Consider the following 20327-nt stretch of genomic DNA (forward strand, 5'->3'; position numbering starts at 1 on the left):
ATAATATTGCAATTATTTAAACAAGGAGGTAAAAATGGCAGAGTACAAAAGATTTGTTATGGAGTTTGGATTTGGTGTTGATTCCCACGGGCAGGATCCAACGAATGCATGCATCAAGGCAGTTAAAGATGCAATCTCTCGAGTGTATATTATCGGTCTTCTTGAATTGAATATAAAGGATTTTAAAATTGATGCACTTCTTGGTGTACCTTATCCAGAAAATGTTGATATGAATCGCCTTATGGAAGCGTTTCCCATCAAAAAGAATCTATCCATAAAGGTTATAAAGGGTGGTCTAATAGATTATGGTGCGATTATGGAGGAGTTTAACGATAAAAATACTGAAATTATTATGGCAGTTGCAAGCATTACGGTGAGTGTTAAGATTTAAATTTTAACTTCTTTTGCAAGATCGTAAATTATTGGGAATTCAATAAAACCACCCGTAAGAGCAACCAAAAACCCGATAAACGAAGCTATTAGGCAAAGGATAAGAATAATGCTACCTAAAATTTTTCCAAAAATTGGAAAGTAGTAAATTGTCGAGCCCATTATTTCCAAAAGGAAAAGTATAAAACCCTGTTTTGCGTGTTCTTTAACAAAAGGACTATCTTTTACAAGCAAAAGAGGAAGGATAAAAAGTATTGAAACATAACTAATGCATGCAACATATCTATTTTTATTTATGTCTTCTATATCAAACTTTTCCACACTTTATTTTACCAAAAACTTTACTTTTACTAAATCTATTTGTTGAAGATTTTTATGATTGTATCAAGTTCTTCAACTTTAAAAATTTTTAGCAAAATAAAATACGAAATAATAAAGACTACCGCGCTTATGGTAAATGATACAAGTATATTTAGTGTTTTTGCATTTCCGATAAATCTTATTGCAATGTTATAAATAAAATACATTAAAATTACGCTTACTAAACTTGGAACAGTAATCTTCAAAACTGAGATGAAAAATTCCCCAAGTTTTATATGTGTTTTAATCTCAAGTGCAATCAAAAATGCAATTGTTTCTATAATAATCCCTATGCTTATTGCAAAAGGTATTCCAGCGTGTCCAAATACTTTAACAAGAGGATAAAAAAGTAGAATGTTAATTACCGCAATAACAACTGAAACAAGAAGTACAAGATACATCTCTTTCAGGGCATAAAGTACTCTCATCGCAAGGGTTGTAATCATAAGGGCAAAAATACCTATTGAGAAATACTTAAATGCAAGCGTTGTAAGAATAACTGCTTCTTCGTTAAAAGCGCCACGCTTAAAAACAATTTGTACAATAGGATTTGCAAACGCAAAAGATACAACTGTTATCGGTATGCCAAGAATAAGTGCAAATTCAGCGCTTCTTCTAAAAATTTGTGATAACCGATCAAAATTACCGGTGATAGCAGCCTCAGATAAAAAAGGATAATAGGCAGTTGCAATTGGTACAGTAAGTAAACTTACCCAGAGTTGTCTTAATTTGTTTGCGTATTGAATGGATGCAATACTTCCCTCAGAAAGGGTTGAAGCGATCCTATTTGAAAGGAGCGTTACAAAATAATTTGTTAGTTGTAAAAGAATTAAAGGTAAGGATAAAACAAAAAGGCGACTTAAAAGGTTTCTGCTTACCGAGAAATACATACCAAATTTCAAGTTTAGATACTTTTTGGAGTAATATGCCATTACAAGAAATTGTAAGAGAAGCCCAATATTCATTCCTATTACGTATGAATAAATTCCAAATGTTTTATGAAAGAATACAAGACCAAAAATTGTGAACAAATTTGCAAGAAGTGGTGTAAATGCTGTTATAAAAAAGTGTTTCTTTGACTGGGCAACACCAAAAAGAAATCCAACAATTGCCCACAAAAAAGCAGATATTGAAACAAAATCTATGAGTTTTCCCATTATATTACGCAGAGTTTCATCCTTGAATCCCGGTGCAAGAATATTTACAAGCGCATTCGAAGAAACCATAAGAACTATTGCTAAAATTAAAAATATAATAAATAGTAAATTGAAAAGTGCACTTAAGTCTTTTTCAGCCTTTACTCTATCATTTGCAATTTCCTCAAGAAAAAGCGGAATGAAAGATACAACAATTGCAGAGGTCATCAAGTTTTGAAAAATTGAATTAATAGGTAACGTTGCAGATAACGCATCAACACTTTTAGAAACACCAAAATAGTTACTGAGGAAAAGGTCTCTTACAAATCCCAAAAGTTTACTTATCACATTTGAAAGAGCAAATAAAATCGAGGCAATCTCTGGTGTTTGTGTTCTCTTCATAATGTAATTATACACAAAAACTAACTTTCTGATTCAGATTTTAAAGAATTTTCATATGGAGGGATTGAGATATTATACTTTTCGATCTTAATAGGGTTTCTTTAGCAGGATATGTAATTCTATAACACATAGCCTTCCGCAAATTTTCTACTATTTCCACTAAAAATGTAAGACGATATACAAGTCTATAACTTAATAAACTTATTTTTTTAAGTAAGGCATTCCTGAATATATCTAAAGGCGTAAAGACTTATAGAAGGTATTGCAAAAAATGCATTTTATGAGAAAATATGTTGATATGAATTTGTTGATTAATACTTTTAGAGACATAAGTGCAATGACAATTATTCTCAATGTTGTGGATATACTCATTGTGAGTCTTATCTTTTATGTTATTCTAAGAGCTATTCAAAACACAAGAACACTTCAACTTGCAGAGGGTATAGCGTTATATTTTGTAGGAGTATTTTTGGTTTCGTATCTTTCGGACAAGATTGGATTAACGACTCTTCATTTTCTTGCAAGTAATTTAATCACTTACTCTTTTATGTTTCTCCCTTATCTTTTGGTTGTTGTATTTCAGCCTGAGTTGAGGAAATGGTTCACAGGTTTAGGTAAAAATATTAAACTTCAAGAATCTCTTGAAGGAGAAGAGGATTATAGAACCGTTGTTGAAGAAATTGTAAAAAGCGTTAATACAATGTCCTTAAATAAGATTGGGGCACTCATTGTTGTAGAAAGGGAAGTTCCTCTTTCTGAATATATGGAGACAGGAGTTGAGATCGGGGCAAAGGTCAAAGCAGAAACTCTTATCACAATATTTTTTCCAAATTCTCCTCTTCATGATGGAGCAACAATTATAAGAGGCGATAAGATTGCAGCAGCTCGGTGTGTGCTTCCTCTTTCTATGGATAAGGAGCTTGAAAAAGAAGATATAGGCACAAGGCATAGGGCAGCTTGTGGGATAACAGAGGAAAGTGATGCTGTTGCCATTGTTGTGTCTGAAGAGACTGGTATAATTTCTCTTGCAGTGCGTGGAAAACTAACTCGTTATCTTAGCCCACTTGAACTAAGAGGGATGCTTTTAGTTATGATAAGGCCGGTTTTAAAAGTAAAGGATAAGGTGAAAAAAGGATGAAATTTTTAAGTAAGATTTTCAATATAAAAGTGATTGCAGTAATTTTTGCAATTGGCTTATGGTATTATGTAAGCGTAACTCAAGGCCCTGTTATATCTAAGACTTTTAAAAACGTTCCAGTTGTTCCTATAAACGTCCCAAGCGAGTCATATATTTCAAATGCTCTTCAAACTGTATCTGTTGTTGCAGAAGGGCCAAGTAAGGTTATTCTTGGGCTGAAGGATTCAGATTTTGTTGCGACTGTTAACTTGTTAAATAAAAAAGAAGGCGAATTCCTTGTAGATGTTGAAGTTACACCGCCTTCCTCTGCTATAAGGATAAAATCTTTTACGCCTGACAAAATAAAGGTAGTTCTTGAAAGTATTTCAAGTAAAAAATTTCCAGTAGTTTCAGAATTTATCAATGCAACGCAAACAACCCAGTTTTTCCCCTCACTTCCTATTGTTTCGCCAAGTTCAGTTGTTGCATTTGGACCTAGCTCTGAACTCTCAAAGATAAAACGAGTATACATTTCAATAGATGTCTCAAAGATTACAGGTAATACAACAGTTGTACTACCAGTTCAGGTTGAAACAATTGATGGATCAAATTTGCAGAATGTCTACTTAAACCCTTCTTCTGTTGTTGCTGAAGTTAAGGTTTCGGAAGAGAATACCATCGTCACAGTTCCAATTGTTCCTACAATTCAAAATTCTCCTCCTCAAGGTTTTGGAATTAAGTCAATATCTATACAGCCTTCCGTTATCACTATTTCAGGTCCAATTAGCTTAGTCACAAATATTAAATCTGTGACAACTGATCCAATTGATGTATCTCTTTTAACTTCAAAAACCGATTTTACAGTAAAACTTAGTAAAATTGATAATGTAACCTTCCCTGTTAATACCTGTAAAGTTACAGTTGATGTAAGTCCAATTGTTTCAAAGACCTTTACGGTACAAGTAAAAGTTGTGGCTCCTCAAGGAAGACAGTATAGCGTTTCACAAGAAAGTATAAATGTTATAATAGCTGGATTTAAAGAGGTAATTGATACTATTACTTCGGACATGATTAGATGCACGGTTGACGCTACTACACTTGATATTGGTACATACACACTCCCCATCATTGTTTCAGGGCTACCTCAAAATGTAATCCTTCAAACAATTACGCCAACAAGTGTTGAGGTTAAAATATACTGATGAACTATAAAATTTGTTATGAGGGAATTCCCCTCAAGATTTACACAAAAGAGAACAAAATATATAAAATTGAATTTTTAAATAAGTGCGAGGAGAATAATTCGAAGTTTCTTAACGAATTTATAAGGTTGCTTAAAGAGGGAAAAGGACTTTTGTCTATTGATTTTGAAAGCATTAATCCTTCAATTCGTCAAGTTCTTGAGGAAGTTTATAAAATCCCATATGGAGCAGTTGCAACATACGGATACATCTCTAAAAAAGTCTTTAATACCAATAACTATGCACGTTTTGTTGGCTCTGCTTTATCAAAAAATCCTATACCTGTTCTTATCCCATGCCATAGGGTAGTTGATCGAAATTTAAGGCTTCACGGTTTTTCAGGTGGGCTAACACTTAAGGAAAAGCTTCTTAAAATTGAAGGAATTGAAATAAAAAATGGAAGAGTTGACAAACGTTTTCTTGTTAATCTCTAAACCATATGGAATTACCTCGAGGAAATTTTTAAACGAAATTTCAAGGGTTCTGGGAGAAAAGCGAGTTGGTCACCTTGGGACTCTTGACCCAATGGCAACAGGATTGTTGTTTGTTGCTCTCGGAAAATACACAAGGCTTTTGCCGTATGTAAATCTTGAAACAAAAGAATACGTAATTGAGATAACTTTTGGAATTGAGACCGACACATGGGACATAACTGGGAGAGTCGTTAGAGCTTATGATGTTTTGGTAAAAGAAGAAGATGTTTTAAGGGCATTACCTAAATTTGTTGGTAAGATAAAACAGCGCATTCCATTTTTTTCAGCTAAAAAACTCAGAGGCGTTGAACTCTATAAACTTGCAAGAAAAGAAACTTTTATTGAAACCTTCAAAGACGTTGAGATTCTCGGAATTGAATATATGGGCTTTAAAAATAATAAACTCGTTTTAAGGGTAACTTCAAGTTCAGGTACATATATGCGTTCGCTTGCTTATGAACTTGGGCTTATGCTTGGAGTTCCTTCAACGCTTTCTGCAATTACACGTACTAAGATTGGAAATCTCTCAATTTCTATGGCAACTACTATAAATAGATTAAGGCAAGGCGATTTTTCAAAAGGGCTTGTCCCACCACAAGCAGTAATTAACATGCCTATTATTGTTGTTGATGGAGATGCATTTAAATTAGGAAAATCCGAGCCGTTAAACCAGGCGATTGTTCTTGACAAAACCTATAATGTAATTGGTATAGGTGAAATAAAAGGTATCTTAAAACCGAAGGTTGTAATCGATGAAGATAATAGAGTTTCGTAGAAGTATCTCTAAGAAAACTGCTGTTGCAATTGGTATGTTTGATGGTGTTCATCTTGGACACAAGGTCCTTATTTCACAATTATTAAGTAAAAGCGAAGAAAAAAACCTCTGTCCTGTTATCTATACTTTTTCTAATCACCCGATTAAAGAGGCAAGAAGGAAACTTCTTACAACACTAAACGAAAAGTTATATATCTTTGAAAAGCTAAATGTAGAAAATGTATATATTGCAGACCTCGAAGCAAACCTTATGGAGATGTCTCCTGAAGAGTTTGTAAGAGAAGAACTCGTCAAAACTCTTAACTGCAAATTTATTGTTATTGGTGAAGATTTTAGATTTGGTTATAAGAAGTCAGGTGATGCGAATACTCTTAAAGAGCTTGGACAAATTTATAATTTTGATGTAATAATCGCAAATAAAGTCTTAAAAGATGGTGTTGCTATTTCAAGTTCCCTAATTCATGATCTCATTTTAAATGGGAGCATTGAAGAGGGGAATAACCTTTTGGGGCATCCATATTTTATTCAAGGTACTGTTGAAAAAGGTAAAGGCCTTGGACGACATCTCGGATTCCCAACCGCAAATCTTAATTATGAAAATGGCAATAAACTACTTCCCAAAAATGGCGTATATATTACGATTGGAAATTACAACGGCACTCTTTTAAAAGGAGTTACAAATGTTGGTTTTAATCCTACCTTTGAGGAAAAGAAAAATATAAAAATTGAATCGCATTTTTTGGATGTCGAATATAATTTCTATGGGAAATTCCTGAGGCTCTATTTTATAAAACGATTGAGAGACGAGATAAAGTACGAAAAGGTTCAAGACTTAAGAAATCAAGTAATGATAGATATAGAAAGCACAAGAGAGTTCTTTAAAGATAATCCTATTGAAAGTATACACATCATCTAAACTTTTCATAATTCTATCACAATTTTGTTTTAAAATTTTGGCGGAGGTGATAAAGATGAAAATGAGAAACCTATTAGTTGTTAGCGCACTTGTTTTGGCACTTTTTTTGGGAAGTGTTGCTTTTGTTAACGCTGGCACAGGAAATGGCGGTACCTCAAACTTCACAGGAAGACTAAAAGCGGCATTTGAAAGAGGCTTTAAACTTGGTGTAAAATACAACCTTAACCAGGACATTGCAAATTATTTGGGAATGACTTTAGATCAACTTAAAACCGAATTACATTCAGGTAAGTCCCTTGTAACAATTGCAACAGAGCACGGAAAAACTGAATCAGACCTTGTTAACTTCATTGTCTCAAAAGAAAAAGCATTCCTTGATGATGCATTGAAGAGCGGAAAGATTACCCAAGACCAATACAACAAAATGATTTCAAACCTTGAAGCAAAGGTAAAAGAAAGAGTTGAAAAAATTGCTCCAACAAAAAAGGAATTAAAAGATGCCTTTGAGAAAGGCTTTAGGAAAGGTGTGAGATTTGGCTTTAACCAGGACATTGCAAATTATTTGGGAATGACTTTGGATCAACTTAAAACCGAATTACATTCAGGTAAGTCCCTTGTAACAATTGCAACAGAGCACGGAAAAACTGAATCAGACCTTGTTAACTTCATTGTCTCAAAAGAAAAAGCATTCCTTGATGATGCATTGAAGAGCGGAAAGATTACCCAAGACCAATACAACAAAATGATTTCAAACCTTGAAGCAAAGGTAAAAGAAAGAGTTGAAAAAGTGCCGCAAGTTAAAACACCTAATCCGTAGTTAAAAAGTGCTACCTATACTTTCTTCATGCTTCACCTCCTTGCCAAACTGCAAGGAGGCTTTTTAATTTCTATGTTTAATTTAAGTGCTTGTAAAATTTTTAAAAAAGAGTTATAATATCCTTCGTGTGAAAAAGTAATAACTTAAAAGAGGTGATAAGTATGTATATAGTGGTGGTGGGGTGTGGGCGATTGGGTTCTCAATTGGCATCAATTGCATCAAAAGATGGTCACGATGTTGCAGTAATAAGTAGAAATCCAGCTGAATTCAAAAGGCTTGGCCCTGATTTTAACGGTATGACAGTAGAAGGTGTCGAGTTTGATATTGACACCTTAAGAGAGGCTGGCATCGAAAAGGCCGATGCCTTTGCTGCGGTAACAGGCGATGATAACACAAATATTATGGCAGCACAAGTTGCAAAAAATGTTTTTAATGTTCCAATTATCACAGCAAGAGTTTTTGATCCCGAGAAGTACAAAACTTTTCTTGCCCTTGGAATTGATGCCATATGCCCAACAACATTAGGTGCTTCTTCTATTTACAGTAAATTTTTATTAAAAGATAAGAGGACACACTTTTTATTCTATAATGACAAGCTTGAATTAATTGAAATTGTTTATCGTGGAGAGCAAAAAACAAGTGTGAAAAAATTGGAATCGCTTGGCGATTTTAAAGTTGTTTCAGTGACAGAAAAAAACATTACGCATATTGCAAAAGAAGATACAATCATAAATCCAGGGAGTTCTTTGTTAATAGCGGTTTTGGTTGAGAATTATAACAGTATTAAAAAGATTTTCAACTTATAGAGGTGGGGTATGTATATCGTAATAGGTGGTGGGGGGAAGATAGGTTCATTCCTTGCCCAAAGTCTATCTTCAAAGAAGCATAGAGTAGTTGTTATTGAGAAAGACGAAGAGAAAGCTAAATATTTATCCGAGACTTTACAAAATGTAGTTGTTATTGTTGGTGATACTTCTGATGTTATTACATTGAGCCAAATTGATCTTGATAATGCTGATAGATTCATTGCTGCAACTGGTAGAGACGAGGATAATCTTGTTGCTTGTGGACTTGTGAAAACTCTGTTTAAAGTTCCAATAACAATTGCAAGAATTAACGATCCGAGAAACGAAAAAGTCGCAAGGGCCTTTAATGTTGATATTACAATTAATGTGACAGAATTTCTTGTAAAAATGGCCGAGGAAGGCATTATATATTCTGATTTAATTCCTCTTATTGCTATCGGAAAAGGTAATTTTGTGATTGTAGAGGTTAAAATAGATGAGCATTCAAAAGTGGTTAATAAACAGATAAAAGATCTCAATCTTCCAGAAGGAGCTTTAATTGTTACTATTGTTAGAGACAGTAATCTCATTCTTCCTTCGGGAAAAGAATCAATTCTGAATGGTGATCATCTTGTTTTACTTGTTAAGCCAGAAGTTGAGAGCGAATTAAGGGAGATTTTAAACCATGAAAGAAAAAATTAATAATCTCATAGGGATTATTTTGGAGACTTTATTTGCTTTAATTCTTCTGTTGATTGGTTTTTTGATTTCTGTTTTTGTTGGAAAGTGAGGGATTCCAATGGAAAGAGTAATAAATCTTGATGATTTAAAAGTTGTCCTTTATTACACTGGAAGAATAACTATTATAGTTGGTCTTATTATGATTATTCCTCTAATTGTCGGGATACTTTTTGCTGAGTGGCCGGCAGTTATAGATTTCTTATTTTCTATTGCTTTATCATTAGTGGTTGGTTATCTTTTTATGATCATAGGAAGGACACATTATATACCGAGAATTTTTCATGCAATGACTATTGCAGCTTTTTCCTGGATTATTGCTATGATACTTGCTGCTGTTCCTTACTATTTAAGTGGCCATATGAACTCTTTTCTTGATGCCTGTTTTGATACGATGAGTGGTTTTACAACGACTGGTTTAATTCTTATACAGGATCTTGAGCATGTTTCTGTTGCACTTAACACTTGGAGACATCTCGTTACATACACAGGTGGTCAGGGTATTGCTGTGCTTGCCCTGACTTTCTTAATTACACCTAGTTCTTACGCATATAAGATTATGATTGGAGAAGGGAAAGAACAAGTTTTGCCCAATGTGAAACATACTGCCTCACAAATTTGGAAAATTAGCAATATCTATCTTCTTTTGGGAACAATTATGCTTGCTATAGTTGCTTATAAAAATGGCATACGTCCACAAATGGCAATTATGCATGGTATGTGGATTTTTATGTCAGCATGGAGTACAGGAGGATTTGCACCATACAGCCAAAATATACTTTACTATCATAGTGTAGCATTCTATGTTATCTCTTTAGTATTTGCAATCATTGGATCGATGAACTTTGCAACTCATTATGCAATATGGAGTGGAAATTTTAAAGAAATTTTTAAAAATATCGAATTAAAATCATTTTCAATCACGCTAACCTTGACTTCTTTTGTTGCTATCGCTGCACTTGGGTTTGGCAAAATATATAAAGGTGCTTCTTCTCTCTTTAATATGGTATTTTTCCAAATGGTTTCTGCTCATACAACAACAGGACTTAGCACGATTTACTCGGCTTCGTTCTTGAGAGAGTGGAATGAGCTTGCTTTACTTGCAGCTATAACTGCAATGGCAATAGGTGGAAGTGCAAGTTCAACTGCAGGTGGATTCAAGGGAATTAGAGTTGGAATAATCTTTAAGGCAATTATAAGAGAGATTAGAAACTTTGTTGCACCTGAGAATGCTGTAATTACATCAAAGATTCACCATATAAGAGATATAGTGCTTGAAGATAGTTTAGTAAAAAGTGCCGCCTTAATAATCGTTTTATATGCTGTCACTTATTTTTTTGGTGCATTAGTTGGCGTTGCTTATGGCTATCCTTTTATTCAATCTCTTTTTGAATCTGTTTCAGCTGCAAGCAACACTGGTTTAAGCATCGGAGTGACATCTGTTACAATGCCAACATTATTAAAAGTAGTTTATATTTTTGAAATGTGGATTGGACGCCTTGAATTTATATCTGTATTAGTATTTATCTCTTTCATATTTAAATTGGTTTCATTGAGAGGTTTAATATGGAAATAAAAAGAATTTATATTATTTTCATTTTTGTCGGGATACTTATCTTTAGCCTCATTGCATTTAATTCGTTAAAAGCTGAGACAAATACATATAGTGTAGCTGATCTTATATTTAATGCCCAAAAATATGATGGCAAAACAGTTTTGATACAAGGCGAAGTGGTAGGCGATGTAATGGAGAGAAGTGATGGAGTTTGGTTAAACGTTGACGATAAAGGTGCAGTGATTGGGGTATTTTTGCCATATGAAATTTTTAAGCAGGTAAAAATAACCTATACTGGGGATTATAAACATGTTGGTGATACTATTTTAGTGGAGGGGATTTTCCATAGAACTTGGGCACAACACAATGGTGAAAAGAGCATTGAAGGAACAAATATTAGAGTGGTAACTGTAGGAAGAGAAGGGCCTTTAATAATAAGTAAGTCTCGTTTAATTTTAACAATAGGAATGTTTATCCTCCTATTTGTCTTGATTGTTGTTTACCACTTCAATACTCTCAAATCAAAAATTGATTTATTTCTTAAAAGAAGCCATGAAAGTTAAAAAAGCATAAGCTTCTGTGTTTCTATTCTTACCCGAAGAAGAAACATAGCCATTGTTACCTGGATTCCAGTCAAAATATAAAGTTCTACTATAGGTGGATCAGCTAACACTGCAAGCGTAATAGTTATTACTATTAACTTTAACTGTAGTTGGTCCTGATATCGAGGCTATTGCTCCTTTAACCTAATTGGAAAACAAAGTTATAAGAAAGGAAACTTCCTATTCAACATAACTCTCCTCCTTAATTTTCCAAATTAAATGCAAATATCCTCCTAGCTGAATATTTCCTGATTGATTGCTAAACTTTACAAATAGTGCGTTATCTCCAAGTTTTGTAATAACTTATGTTGTATAATTTAAATTAGGCATTCAACCTTCATTTAAAATGCCGCTTTGGGAGGGTAGTGTGGTAGGAACTTCTTTTGGATCTTGGTAGAAAGAGATGAGTTTTGCCATAAAAGGAAGGAGACGCGGTTCATCTTTATTCCCTACAAATGAGAAAGTGGCTTCCAAATATCATTAGGAACAGTAAGCACCCATATCAGACTCTACAGAAATGATATAGTTTTTTTTGTTATGTAAATCAGTATATGAGAACCTATCATAATACAGAGAACGTGTTTTACCATTTATGTTAAGAGTAATTATGGTGCCGTAAGAAAGAATTTCAACCACAGATGTCTTTTCGTTAGTAATTCTAGGATAATAAATTTCAACTCTATGTGTCATCATAATGATTTGTCCGCTTATTGCATCGATACCTACAATCTCTGCTCCAAAGTCCTTTGCAACATCATAATCCATGGTAACAGGTATATAAAGAACTTTATGATCGCAGTCAAGGAAAGCACCTTGCAAATTACCTTTTTCAATATCAAGTGGATAATCATCTATAAAGATATTTTGATAGCTTACCATAATTCCCGTAAGAGCATCTATTTTAAGAATTTTCAAAAACATTATTAGTTTGTAATTTTTGGTTGAGGCTTTATAATTAATTAGACTGAAGGAAAATGGGGCATTGAATAATGAGATGAGGATTCAATAACAAGCTCTAATATTATAGAGAAAATGGAGGAGATATGATTATACAAAAATTTTCCGTTAACAATCATCCAATTCAAACTTTACTTTCATGGGTTTCAAGCAATGAAATTGCAGTACCAGAAATCCAACGTCCGTTTGTGTGGGATGCAATCCATGTGCGAGACTTAATAGATTCGCTTTATCGAGGATATCCAATTGGCTATCTTATCACATGGCAAAACCCAAATGTTAAATTAAGAGATGGCACAATGTCAAAAGGAAAGAAGATCCTTATTGATGGGCAGCAGAGGGTAACAGCCCTTATGGCTGCGTTGTTAGGGAAAGAAATACTTAATAAGGATTATAAAAAGCACAGGATTATTATTGCCTTTAATCCAGTTGAGCAAAAATTTGAGGTTTCTAACCCGTTTATTCAAAGAGATAAGAGGTGGATTCCAGATATATCAGTGGTATTTTCGCCTGAATTTAGAACTCTTGAAAAATTAAAAGAATATTGCAATATAAATCCAGATGTAAAAGAAGACGACATTTTAAATGCTCTTGATTCACTGAAAAGTATCATCAACATTCCTATCGGTTTAATTGAACTAAATTCAGAACTTGACATAAACGAGGTAACAGAGATTTTCATTAGGATTAATTCCTCGGGTGTTATACTAAGCCAAGCAGATTTTGCAATGTCAAAGATTGCTGTGGATGAGAAGTACGGAGGAAATACTCTACGAAAAGCGATAGATTATTTTTGTTATCTTGCTACAACTCCTGAATTTTACAGTCAGATAAAAGAAAACGATAAAGAATTTACAAATACGGAATACTTTAATAAGATGGCGTGGCTCAAAGATGATAGAGATGATTTGTTTGATCCATCATATACGGATGTGCTGAGGATATCTTTCACCTACAAGTTTAAACGTGGTAGATTAGAAGATCTTGTATCTCTTCTTTCTGGAAGAGACTTTGAAACCCGACAATACAAAGAGGAAATTGTTGAAGGATCCTTCTCAATGCTTAAAGAAGGAATAATGGACTTCATGAATGAAAATAACTTCAAAAAATTCTCAATGATCATTCGTTCTGCTGGATTTATTGATAGTTCAATGATTCGCTCTCAAACTGCACTTGATTTTGCGTATACCCTGTATCTTTTTTTAAAAGCGAAAGGAATAAACCAATCAGTCATTGAATCTTATGTAAGAAAATGGTTTGTGCTTTCGATACTAACAAGTCGATATTCTTCTTCCCCAGAGACTACCTTTGATTATGATATTAAAAGAATTGATTCTGATCCGTTTAATTATATGGATAATGTATTGCTTGCAGAACTTTCAGACAGCTTTTTTGAAATTTCACTGCCACAGCAGTTGGATACTTCGGTAGGAAGTAGTCCGTTTTTTAATGTATTCCTTGCAACACAGGTTAAGTTCAACGACAAAGGATTCCTTTCAAAGGACATTACCGTGAAAGATCTCATTGCAATAAAAGGTGACGTTCATCATATCTATCCAAGAAATTATCTTAAAAAACTCGGTTATAACAGAGGAATGTATAATCAGATTGCAAATTATGTTATGGCACAAAGCGAAATAAACATTGCAATCGGTGATAAGGAGCCCAAGAAGTATTTCGCAGAACTTAGAGAACAATGTAATAGCAAGGAGCTAAAGTACGGTGGTATAACAGATTTTGAAATGCTCAAGGAAAACCTTAAAATGAATTGCATTCCACTTGAATTACTTGATGCTGAGATGAGTTATGAGGATTTCCTGAAGGGAAGAAGAAAACTTATGTCGAATAAGATTAAAGAATATTTTAAAACTCTATAAAAAGTGAGGCTGGAATACAATAAAGTTTTTTAGAAAGAAGTTTGTTTAAAAGGTTTAAAAAGTTTGTTTTTGGTTATTTTCTTCTTAGGTTAAACATAATTTTTGAATGTTTATTAAATATGATATTTAGGTAATTTTTAAGGGGTCCACATGGACCCCTTAAAGTTATGTATTTTGTGTTTTTTTACATCGTTAAAGCAAGGATTGCCTTTACTGTGTGGAGCCTGTTTTCTGCTTCATCGTAGATAACAGAGTGAGGCCCGTCAATAACCGCATCTGTAACCTCAAAGCCTCTGTCTGCAGGCAAACAGTGCATGTAGATTGCATTCTTCTTTGCAAGATTCATTCTTCTTTCATCTGCAATCCAATCTTTGTATTTCTCTGCGATTTTCTTCATCTCTTCGATATTATTCTGAGCATAAACATATGCACCCCAAGATTTTGGATAAACAATATCAGCATCTTTGAATGCTTCGTCCATGTCGTGGACAACTTCAAATTTTACACCTGCTTCCTCCGCATTTCTTCTTGCTATCTCCATTGCCTCAGGTAAAAGTTCAAATTCGGGTGGCATTGCAAGTGTTACATCAAGACCAAATCTTGGCATAGCCATGATAAGTCCCTGAGGAACTGCAAGTGGTTTTGCATGGCTTTTTGCATATGCCCAGGAAATTACAAATTTTCTACCCCTAAGATCGTTATGGAATTTTTCTTTTATTGTCATAATATCGGCAAGGATTTGAAGTGGGTGATCCCAGTCAGATTCAAGATTGATAACTGGAACAGTTGCCCATTTAGCAACTTCTTCCATATACTTTTGTCCTACCCCAAGATAAATATCATCCCTTATTGCAATACCATGTCCATAACGTGAAAGAATAATTCCTATTTCTTTTGCAGTGTCACCGTGTGAAATCTGAGAGGATTCTTCTGTGATGTAGTGGGCATGCCCTCCAAGTTGTGTCATTGCTGCCTCGGTTGAATTCCTTGTCCTTGTGGATTTATCTTTAAAAATCATAAAAAGTGTTTTGTAAAGTAAGTATGGAGTAGGTTCACCTAATGTAAACCTCTGTTTTAATTCAAAGGCAAGGTCTAATGCTTGTTCTAATTCTTCGAGTGTCCAATCATTTGTTGTAAGAAAATCTCTTCCTTTTAATTTGCTATTCATATTATCCTCCTTCCGTTTTTTATCCCAATTTTTCTTTTAACTTAAATGGCATTAGAGCATAAAATGCTGTTGCCTTTGGTAGATCTGAAAGTCTTACATATTCATCAACTGCATGTGCAAGCCATTCATCACCAGGACCGAAGCCTATTGTAGGTATATTGAGTTTTCCCATTGATGTAACACCATTTGTTGAGAAAATCCAACGGGAAATCTTTACCTCTTCGCCTGGGCGAACTTCTTTTGCTGTTTCAAAACCAGCCTGAACTAATGGATGAGATTCTTCAAGTACCCATGTAGGGAAATATTTTTCTTGCGAAATTAAACGGCCTTTCCATGATTTTGTCTCATACTTAAGGACTCTTACTTCAGAATTCTTAGGATCGGCAAGTGCAGATTCAATTTCTCTAAGAGCTGTTTCTTTTGTTTCGCCTACTGTAAGTCTTCTATCAATAAATATGCGAGATTCGTATGGCACAGAATTAATTGAAGGTGCCTTTGACTCAATATGAGAGACAACTGCTGTACCTTTTCCAAGGAACGGATCTTCCTTAAATGTTTTTGTAAGTTCTTCAATGTTTAGAACTGTTTTTGCCATCTTATAGATTGCATTATCACCTTTATCGGGATGTGCTGCATGGGAGGATTTTCCTTTTACGATAACTTCAAGTTCTACTCTTCCCCTGTGCCCCCGATATACATCAAGACTTGTTGGCTCTCCCAAGACAACGAAATCGGGCTTCAAAACTTCTGTAAATGTGTGATACATTGAAAGTCCATCGCAGTCCTCTTCCTGAACCGAACCCATTACATATAGACTTACATTTTCTGGAATTCCAACCTCTTTTAGGATTTTCGCACCATAAATCATGCATCCTATTGCAACCTTCTCATCAGATGAGCCTCTTCCGTAGAGTTTTCCGTCTTTTATAATACCACCAAACGGATCAACAGACCAGTTCTCTTTGTCTTCTGCCCAAACTGTGTCGATATGTGCATCGTAGAGCAGTTTTATGGGACCTGAGCCAACTCGTCCAATGATGTTTCCTGTTTCATCAATAATAACTTCATCAAAACCTAATTCTTTCATCTTTTTTTCAAGGAGTTTTACAAGCTCACCTTCTTCTCCAGAATAGGACTTTGTTCTAACGATGTCCTGAGCGAAGGCAATAATTTCAGGCTCATACTTTTTTACAAGCTCTTCAATTTTTTCTTTCATCTTTTACCTCACTCCCTTATGATTGTTGTTCCTGCTTTTCCTTCCAGTGTTTCAAGGTATTTTGAAGTAAGTGATATGTAAGCTTTCTTTCCTCCACCTTCCAAGAATTTAATGCATGCAAGAATCTTCGGCCCCATACTTCCTGGTGGGAAGTGTCCTTCTGCATAAAGCTTCTTTGCTTCTTCAAGGGTAAGATACCTCAAATCTACCTGGTTTGGTTTTTGATAGTTGAGTTTTGCCCCGTCTTCACCTGTGAAAATTGTTAAAGTTACATCCAAGTCTTCACCGTGATCCTTTGCCCACTTTATAAGCATTGTTCCAAGAAGTGCAGATGCAAGGTCTTTATCTATGACTGCCTCAACTCCACGGTAAATTTTTGCATTCTTTCCATCTTTAAAAACCATTCCATAGTTTGCTTTATAATTTCCCTCCTCATCAGGTTCTACTTCAACAACGGGAATTCCACCACCGCCAACAGTTATTGGTATAAAACCTGCCTCAATTGCATTGACTATTGCTTCGAATTCAACTATATCAAGTGGCTCAGGAGATGGAACAACTTTTCTCCAAATCTCATTTCCCTTGTCATCCTTTTTATAAAGTTTCATAACCCAACCATCTTTTTTCATTCTCTCTTCTGCTTCCTCTTTTGTGTATGAAGGGCCAATGTATTTGGTTGGGTTTTGGAATCCTGGATCGTTTTTGTCAACTACAACCTGCGTAACAATCCCAACGATTGTCTTATTGATACCTCGAGCTCTTAATTCATTTCCTAAAATTTGAGCAATCATGTACCCCATTGCGCCTTGTGTATCTGCACCTGCAACATCCAGAGGAATGGGCGGAAGAATTGGCCTTGAATATTCGCTTCTTAAAAACACATTTCCAACTTGTGGGCCATTTCCATGTGTAATTACGTAGGTGTCATTTGGGAACGCTTCAACAATTTTTGCGATGTGCTTTGAGGTTTCGTGAGTTCTTGCCCATTGCATTGCAATATCAGGAATAATGGGCTTGCCTTTTTCGTCAGTTAATCCCACCGGGGAAACTTCGTTTCCACCAAACGCAAAGATTCTTACTTCTTTTCCCATAGATTTCTCCTTTCAATAGTTTTTTAACAGTATAATATTGTAAAGAAATTTTTAAAATAGTCAAATAGTATGTTTGATAAAGATAAAATATTTGCTAAAATAGAAAAATTGCATTGCGAGGTGGATTATGAATAGTAGAGATATAAGGGAAGGTTTTCTGAAATATTTTGAGAGTAAGGGACACCTAAGGCTTAAAAGTTTTCCACTTGTTCCACAAGATCCAACACTTCTTTTTACTGCAGCAGGTATGGTGCCTTTAAAGTCATATTTTCTTGGTGAAGAAATTCCTCCTTCAAGACGCATTACTACGGTTCAAAAGTGTGTAAGGACAAACGACATTGAGAATGTTGGGAATACTCCAAGACATCATACATTTTTTGAAATGCTTGGAAACTTCTCTATTGGCGATTACTTTAAGGAAGAGGCAATTGCTTTTGCGATGGAATTTATTCTTGACTTTTTAAAGTTGCCAAAAGATAGATTGTGGGTAACAATATATAAAGATGACCTTGAAACAAAAGAGATCTGGAAAAAGCATGGAATCCCTGAAGATAGAATAATACCTCTTGGTGAAGAGGACAATTTTTGGATGATGGGACCAGTTGGTCCTTGTGGACCTTGTTCTGAAATCTACTACGATAGAGGCGCAATTAATGAGAAAGAAGAGGTTGAACTTCCTGGATCATCTGAACGAAGGTTTCTTGAATTCTGGAACCTTGTGTTTACACAGTACGATAGACAAATCGATGGGACTTTAAAACCTCTTCCAAGAAAAAACATCGATACTGGTATGGGACTTGAACGTATCACAAGTATTATAGAAGGAGTTGATTCTGATTTTGAAACTGATCTATTTATGCCGATAATTGAGCATATAGAAAAGCTATCTGGGGTTGCATATAAAACTTCAGAAAAATCAATTCGTGCAATGCGTGCAATCTCAGATCACGCAAGAGCTGCAACCTTTCTTATAGGAGATCATGTAATACCAAGTAACGAAAAACGTGGTTATGTTTTAAGAAGGCTTATTCGTAGAGCAATGCTTTTTGGAAGATCAATTAATCTTACGGAACCCTTTCTATACAAACTTGCTCAAACTGTCTCTGATCTGATGGGTGATATTTATCCAGAGGTGAGGGAAAATCTTACTTATATTCAGTCAGTTTTGAAAGACGAAGAAACTAAATTCAATTCTACACTTAAAGATGGTCTTTACTATCTTGACAATGTAATTGAGGATTTCAAGAAAAAGGGTATTAAAGAAATTCCAGGAGATGTAGTATTTTATCTTTATGATACATTGGGTGTACCTGTCGAAATAACAGAGCTTGCTCTCAAAGAAGTTGGCTTTACCTACAATAAGGAGCGCTTTGAGGAGCTTCTTGAAAATCAAAAAGAAAAAGCAAGAGCATCTTTTAAGGGAAGCGAGGTATTTCTTGAAAGAGTATCATTCGGTGCAGTAAAGAATATTGTTGGAAATGTCGAGTTTGTTGGCTATGATACACTTGAAACAGTTGCAACTCTAAAATCCATAATTGTTGATGGAAATCTTGTTGAAAGCACTAAAGATACTCATGCAGTTCTTGTTTTTGACAAAACACCATTCTACGCAGAAAAGGGTGGTCAAGTTGGAGATACAGGTACAATAAAAGGTGAAAATTTTGAATTTGAAGTGTATGATACCCAAGCGCCAGTTGAGGGACTCATTGTCCACATAGGAAAGCTAAAGGGATTTGCTAAAATTGGGGACATTGCAACGCTTACTGTTAATTCTTTAAGAAGACAGGCCATAAAAAGAGCGCATACTTCAACACATATACTGCAGGCAGTTTTAAGAAGACACTATGGTGAGAACGTAATGCAACAGGGTTCTGAAGTTAAGGACGACGAATTTAGATTTGACTTTAACTTTCAAGGAACATTTGAACCTGAAGAGTTATTTAATATTGAAAGAGAAATTAATGAAATTGTACTAAGGAACCATAAAGTTAATGTCCACATTATGCCATTTAGCAAAGCAAAAGAGTTTGGTGCACTTGCATTTTTTGAGGAGAAATATGGTGAGGTTGTGCGTGTTATTGAAGTTGAAGGGATAAGTAAGGAGCTTTGTGGCGGAACACATGTCTCCAATACAACCGAAATTGGTCTTGTTGTTCTTATGCAACCCAAAACCGTTGCTTCAGGTATTAAGAGGATTGAAGGTTTGACTGGACTTAAAGCATACGATTATTTAATAAATAAAAGGAAACTTATAAATATTCTCGAAAGTACTCTCAAAACTCAGGAAGATAAACTTGTTAGAAGAAGTGAAGAAATCCAAATAAGGGTTAAGGAGCTTGAAAAAGAACTTACAAACCTCAAATCTAAAATTCTTGAGGGAACAATCAAAAATCTCAAACCAACCATCAAAATTAAGGAGATACCTCTATATGTTTATGATTTTAACGAGGGTAATCTTAATGATCTTAGAAAGGCATATGATTTATCTAAGAAATTCCTAAAAGTTGGAACAGTTATCTTTGTTTCAAAGTTTAATGGTACCTCCTTTATACTTGTGGGAAGTCTTGATGATAAGCTTTCAAGCCTTGAGGTCCTCGAAAAGGTTAAGGATGTAATTCCTCTAAAAGGTGGCGGAAATGAACGTATTGCACAGGGTAGTTTTGATGGTAAAATAGAGGTAGAAAAAATTATAAATGTATTGGGTGGTTGAT

Annotated in this window: 19 protein-coding genes; 13 read left to right on the forward strand and 6 right to left on the reverse strand. The window is 34.7% G+C overall.

The annotated features are described in order from the left end of the window. Positions 1-34 precede the first annotated feature (34 nt). Positions 35-391 (forward strand): Lin0512 family protein, encoded by a 357-nt coding sequence (locus tag ACMV0E_RS04180; protein ID WP_416085113.1) that lies wholly within the window; start codon positions 35-37, stop codon positions 389-391. Here ACMV0E_RS04180 and ACMV0E_RS04185 read toward each other — a convergent pair. Together ACMV0E_RS04185 and murJ are read right to left on the reverse strand one after the other, a co-directional pair. After that, the gene (locus tag ACMV0E_RS04185; protein ID WP_416085114.1) at positions 388-711 is read right to left on the reverse strand and encodes a hypothetical protein; all 324 of its coding nucleotides are present in this window, start codon (positions 709-711) and stop codon (positions 388-390) included. The genes ACMV0E_RS04180 and ACMV0E_RS04185 overlap by 4 nt on opposite strands. A gap of 35 nt (positions 712-746) precedes the next feature. Beyond that, a complete protein-coding gene (gene murJ, locus ACMV0E_RS04190) occupies positions 747-2288 on the reverse strand; it encodes a murein biosynthesis integral membrane protein MurJ (RefSeq protein WP_416085115.1) in 1542 nt (513 codons plus the stop codon). A gap of 298 nt (positions 2289-2586) precedes the next feature. Between murJ and cdaA the strand changes: the two genes are divergently transcribed. The 10 genes from cdaA to ACMV0E_RS04240 all read left to right on the forward strand — a co-directional run bounded on the left by cdaA (position 2587) and on the right by ACMV0E_RS04240 (position 11268). After that, the gene (gene cdaA / locus ACMV0E_RS04195; protein WP_416085116.1) at positions 2587-3426 is read left to right on the forward strand and encodes a diadenylate cyclase CdaA; all 840 of its coding nucleotides are present in this window, start codon (positions 2587-2589) and stop codon (positions 3424-3426) included. Further along, positions 3423-4607 (forward strand): CdaR family protein, encoded by a 1185-nt coding sequence (locus ACMV0E_RS04200; RefSeq protein ID WP_416085117.1) that lies wholly within the window; start codon positions 3423-3425, stop codon positions 4605-4607. Before cdaA ends, ACMV0E_RS04200 begins: the two co-directional genes overlap by 4 nt. Continuing rightward, complete coding sequence (locus ACMV0E_RS04205) at positions 4607-5080, forward strand: methylated-DNA--[protein]-cysteine S-methyltransferase (RefSeq protein WP_416085118.1); 474 nt, start codon at positions 4607-4609, stop codon at positions 5078-5080. Before ACMV0E_RS04200 ends, ACMV0E_RS04205 begins: the two co-directional genes overlap by 1 nt. After that, positions 5043-5894 carry a tRNA pseudouridine(55) synthase TruB gene (gene truB, locus ACMV0E_RS04210; protein ID WP_416085119.1) on the forward strand — a complete coding sequence of 284 codons (852 nt, stop codon included), beginning with the start codon at positions 5043-5045 and terminating at the stop codon, positions 5892-5894. The genes ACMV0E_RS04205 and truB overlap by 38 nt, the downstream gene beginning before the upstream one ends. Then, positions 5872-6810, forward strand: coding sequence for a bifunctional riboflavin kinase/FAD synthetase (locus ACMV0E_RS04215; RefSeq protein ID WP_416085120.1), 939 nt, complete (start codon positions 5872-5874; stop codon positions 6808-6810). Before truB ends, ACMV0E_RS04215 begins: the two co-directional genes overlap by 23 nt. A gap of 55 nt (positions 6811-6865) precedes the next feature. Next, positions 6866-7627: a PspC-like choline-binding domain-containing protein gene (locus ACMV0E_RS04220; protein ID WP_416085121.1), complete on the forward strand. Its 762-nt coding sequence runs from the start codon at positions 6866-6868 to the stop codon at positions 7625-7627. A 161-nt stretch (positions 7628-7788) separates the two neighbouring features. After that, the gene (locus ACMV0E_RS04225) at positions 7789-8433 is read left to right on the forward strand and encodes a potassium channel family protein (protein ID WP_416085122.1); all 645 of its coding nucleotides are present in this window, start codon (positions 7789-7791) and stop codon (positions 8431-8433) included. Positions 8434-8442: 9 nt separating this feature from the next. After that, positions 8443-9114, forward strand: a complete 672-nt coding sequence (locus ACMV0E_RS04230) for a potassium channel family protein (protein WP_416085123.1) — start codon at positions 8443-8445, stop codon at positions 9112-9114. A gap of 97 nt (positions 9115-9211) precedes the next feature. After that, entirely contained in the window at positions 9212-10726 is a 1515-nt protein-coding gene (locus ACMV0E_RS04235; RefSeq protein WP_416085124.1) for a TrkH family potassium uptake protein, read from the forward strand. After that, entirely contained in the window at positions 10717-11268 is a 552-nt protein-coding gene (locus ACMV0E_RS04240; protein ID WP_416085125.1) for a hypothetical protein, read from the forward strand. Before ACMV0E_RS04235 ends, ACMV0E_RS04240 begins: the two co-directional genes overlap by 10 nt. Positions 11269-11787: 519 nt before the next feature. On the opposite strand, the gene ACMV0E_RS04245 is transcribed toward ACMV0E_RS04240, so the two are convergent. Continuing rightward, on the reverse strand, positions 11788-12228 hold the full coding sequence (locus ACMV0E_RS04245; RefSeq protein WP_416085126.1) for a hypothetical protein: 441 nt from the start codon (positions 12226-12228) through the stop codon (positions 11788-11790). A gap of 122 nt (positions 12229-12350) precedes the next feature. On the opposite strand from ACMV0E_RS04245, the gene ACMV0E_RS04250 reads away from it, so the two are divergent. Beyond that, the gene (locus ACMV0E_RS04250; RefSeq protein WP_416085127.1) at positions 12351-14141 is read left to right on the forward strand and encodes a GmrSD restriction endonuclease domain-containing protein; all 1791 of its coding nucleotides are present in this window, start codon (positions 12351-12353) and stop codon (positions 14139-14141) included. Between the two features lie 184 nt (positions 14142-14325). Here the strand turns inward: ACMV0E_RS04250 and ACMV0E_RS04255 are convergent, their stop codons facing one another. From ACMV0E_RS04255 to ACMV0E_RS04265, 3 genes are read right to left on the reverse strand one after another with little or no spacing between them, the layout of a single operon-like run. Beyond that, positions 14326-15309: an ornithine carbamoyltransferase gene (locus ACMV0E_RS04255; protein ID WP_416085128.1), complete on the reverse strand. Its 984-nt coding sequence runs from the start codon at positions 15307-15309 to the stop codon at positions 14326-14328. 19 nt (positions 15310-15328) lie between these two features. Continuing rightward, on the reverse strand, positions 15329-16525 hold the full coding sequence (locus ACMV0E_RS04260; protein WP_416085129.1) for a YgeY family selenium metabolism-linked hydrolase: 1197 nt from the start codon (positions 16523-16525) through the stop codon (positions 15329-15331). A gap of 8 nt (positions 16526-16533) precedes the next feature. After that, a complete protein-coding gene (locus ACMV0E_RS04265; protein ID WP_416085130.1) occupies positions 16534-17616 on the reverse strand; it encodes a carbamate kinase in 1083 nt (360 codons plus the stop codon). Positions 17617-17743: 127 nt separating this feature from the next. Between ACMV0E_RS04265 and alaS the strand changes: the two genes are divergently transcribed. Then, on the forward strand, positions 17744-20326 hold the full coding sequence (gene alaS, locus ACMV0E_RS04270; protein ID WP_416085131.1) for an alanine--tRNA ligase: 2583 nt from the start codon (positions 17744-17746) through the stop codon (positions 20324-20326). Position 20327 lies beyond the last annotated feature (1 nt).

Source organism: Caldisericum insulae, from assembly GCF_047785965.1.
Lineage (GTDB): Bacteria > Caldisericota > Caldisericia > Caldisericales > Caldisericaceae > Caldisericum > Caldisericum exile_A.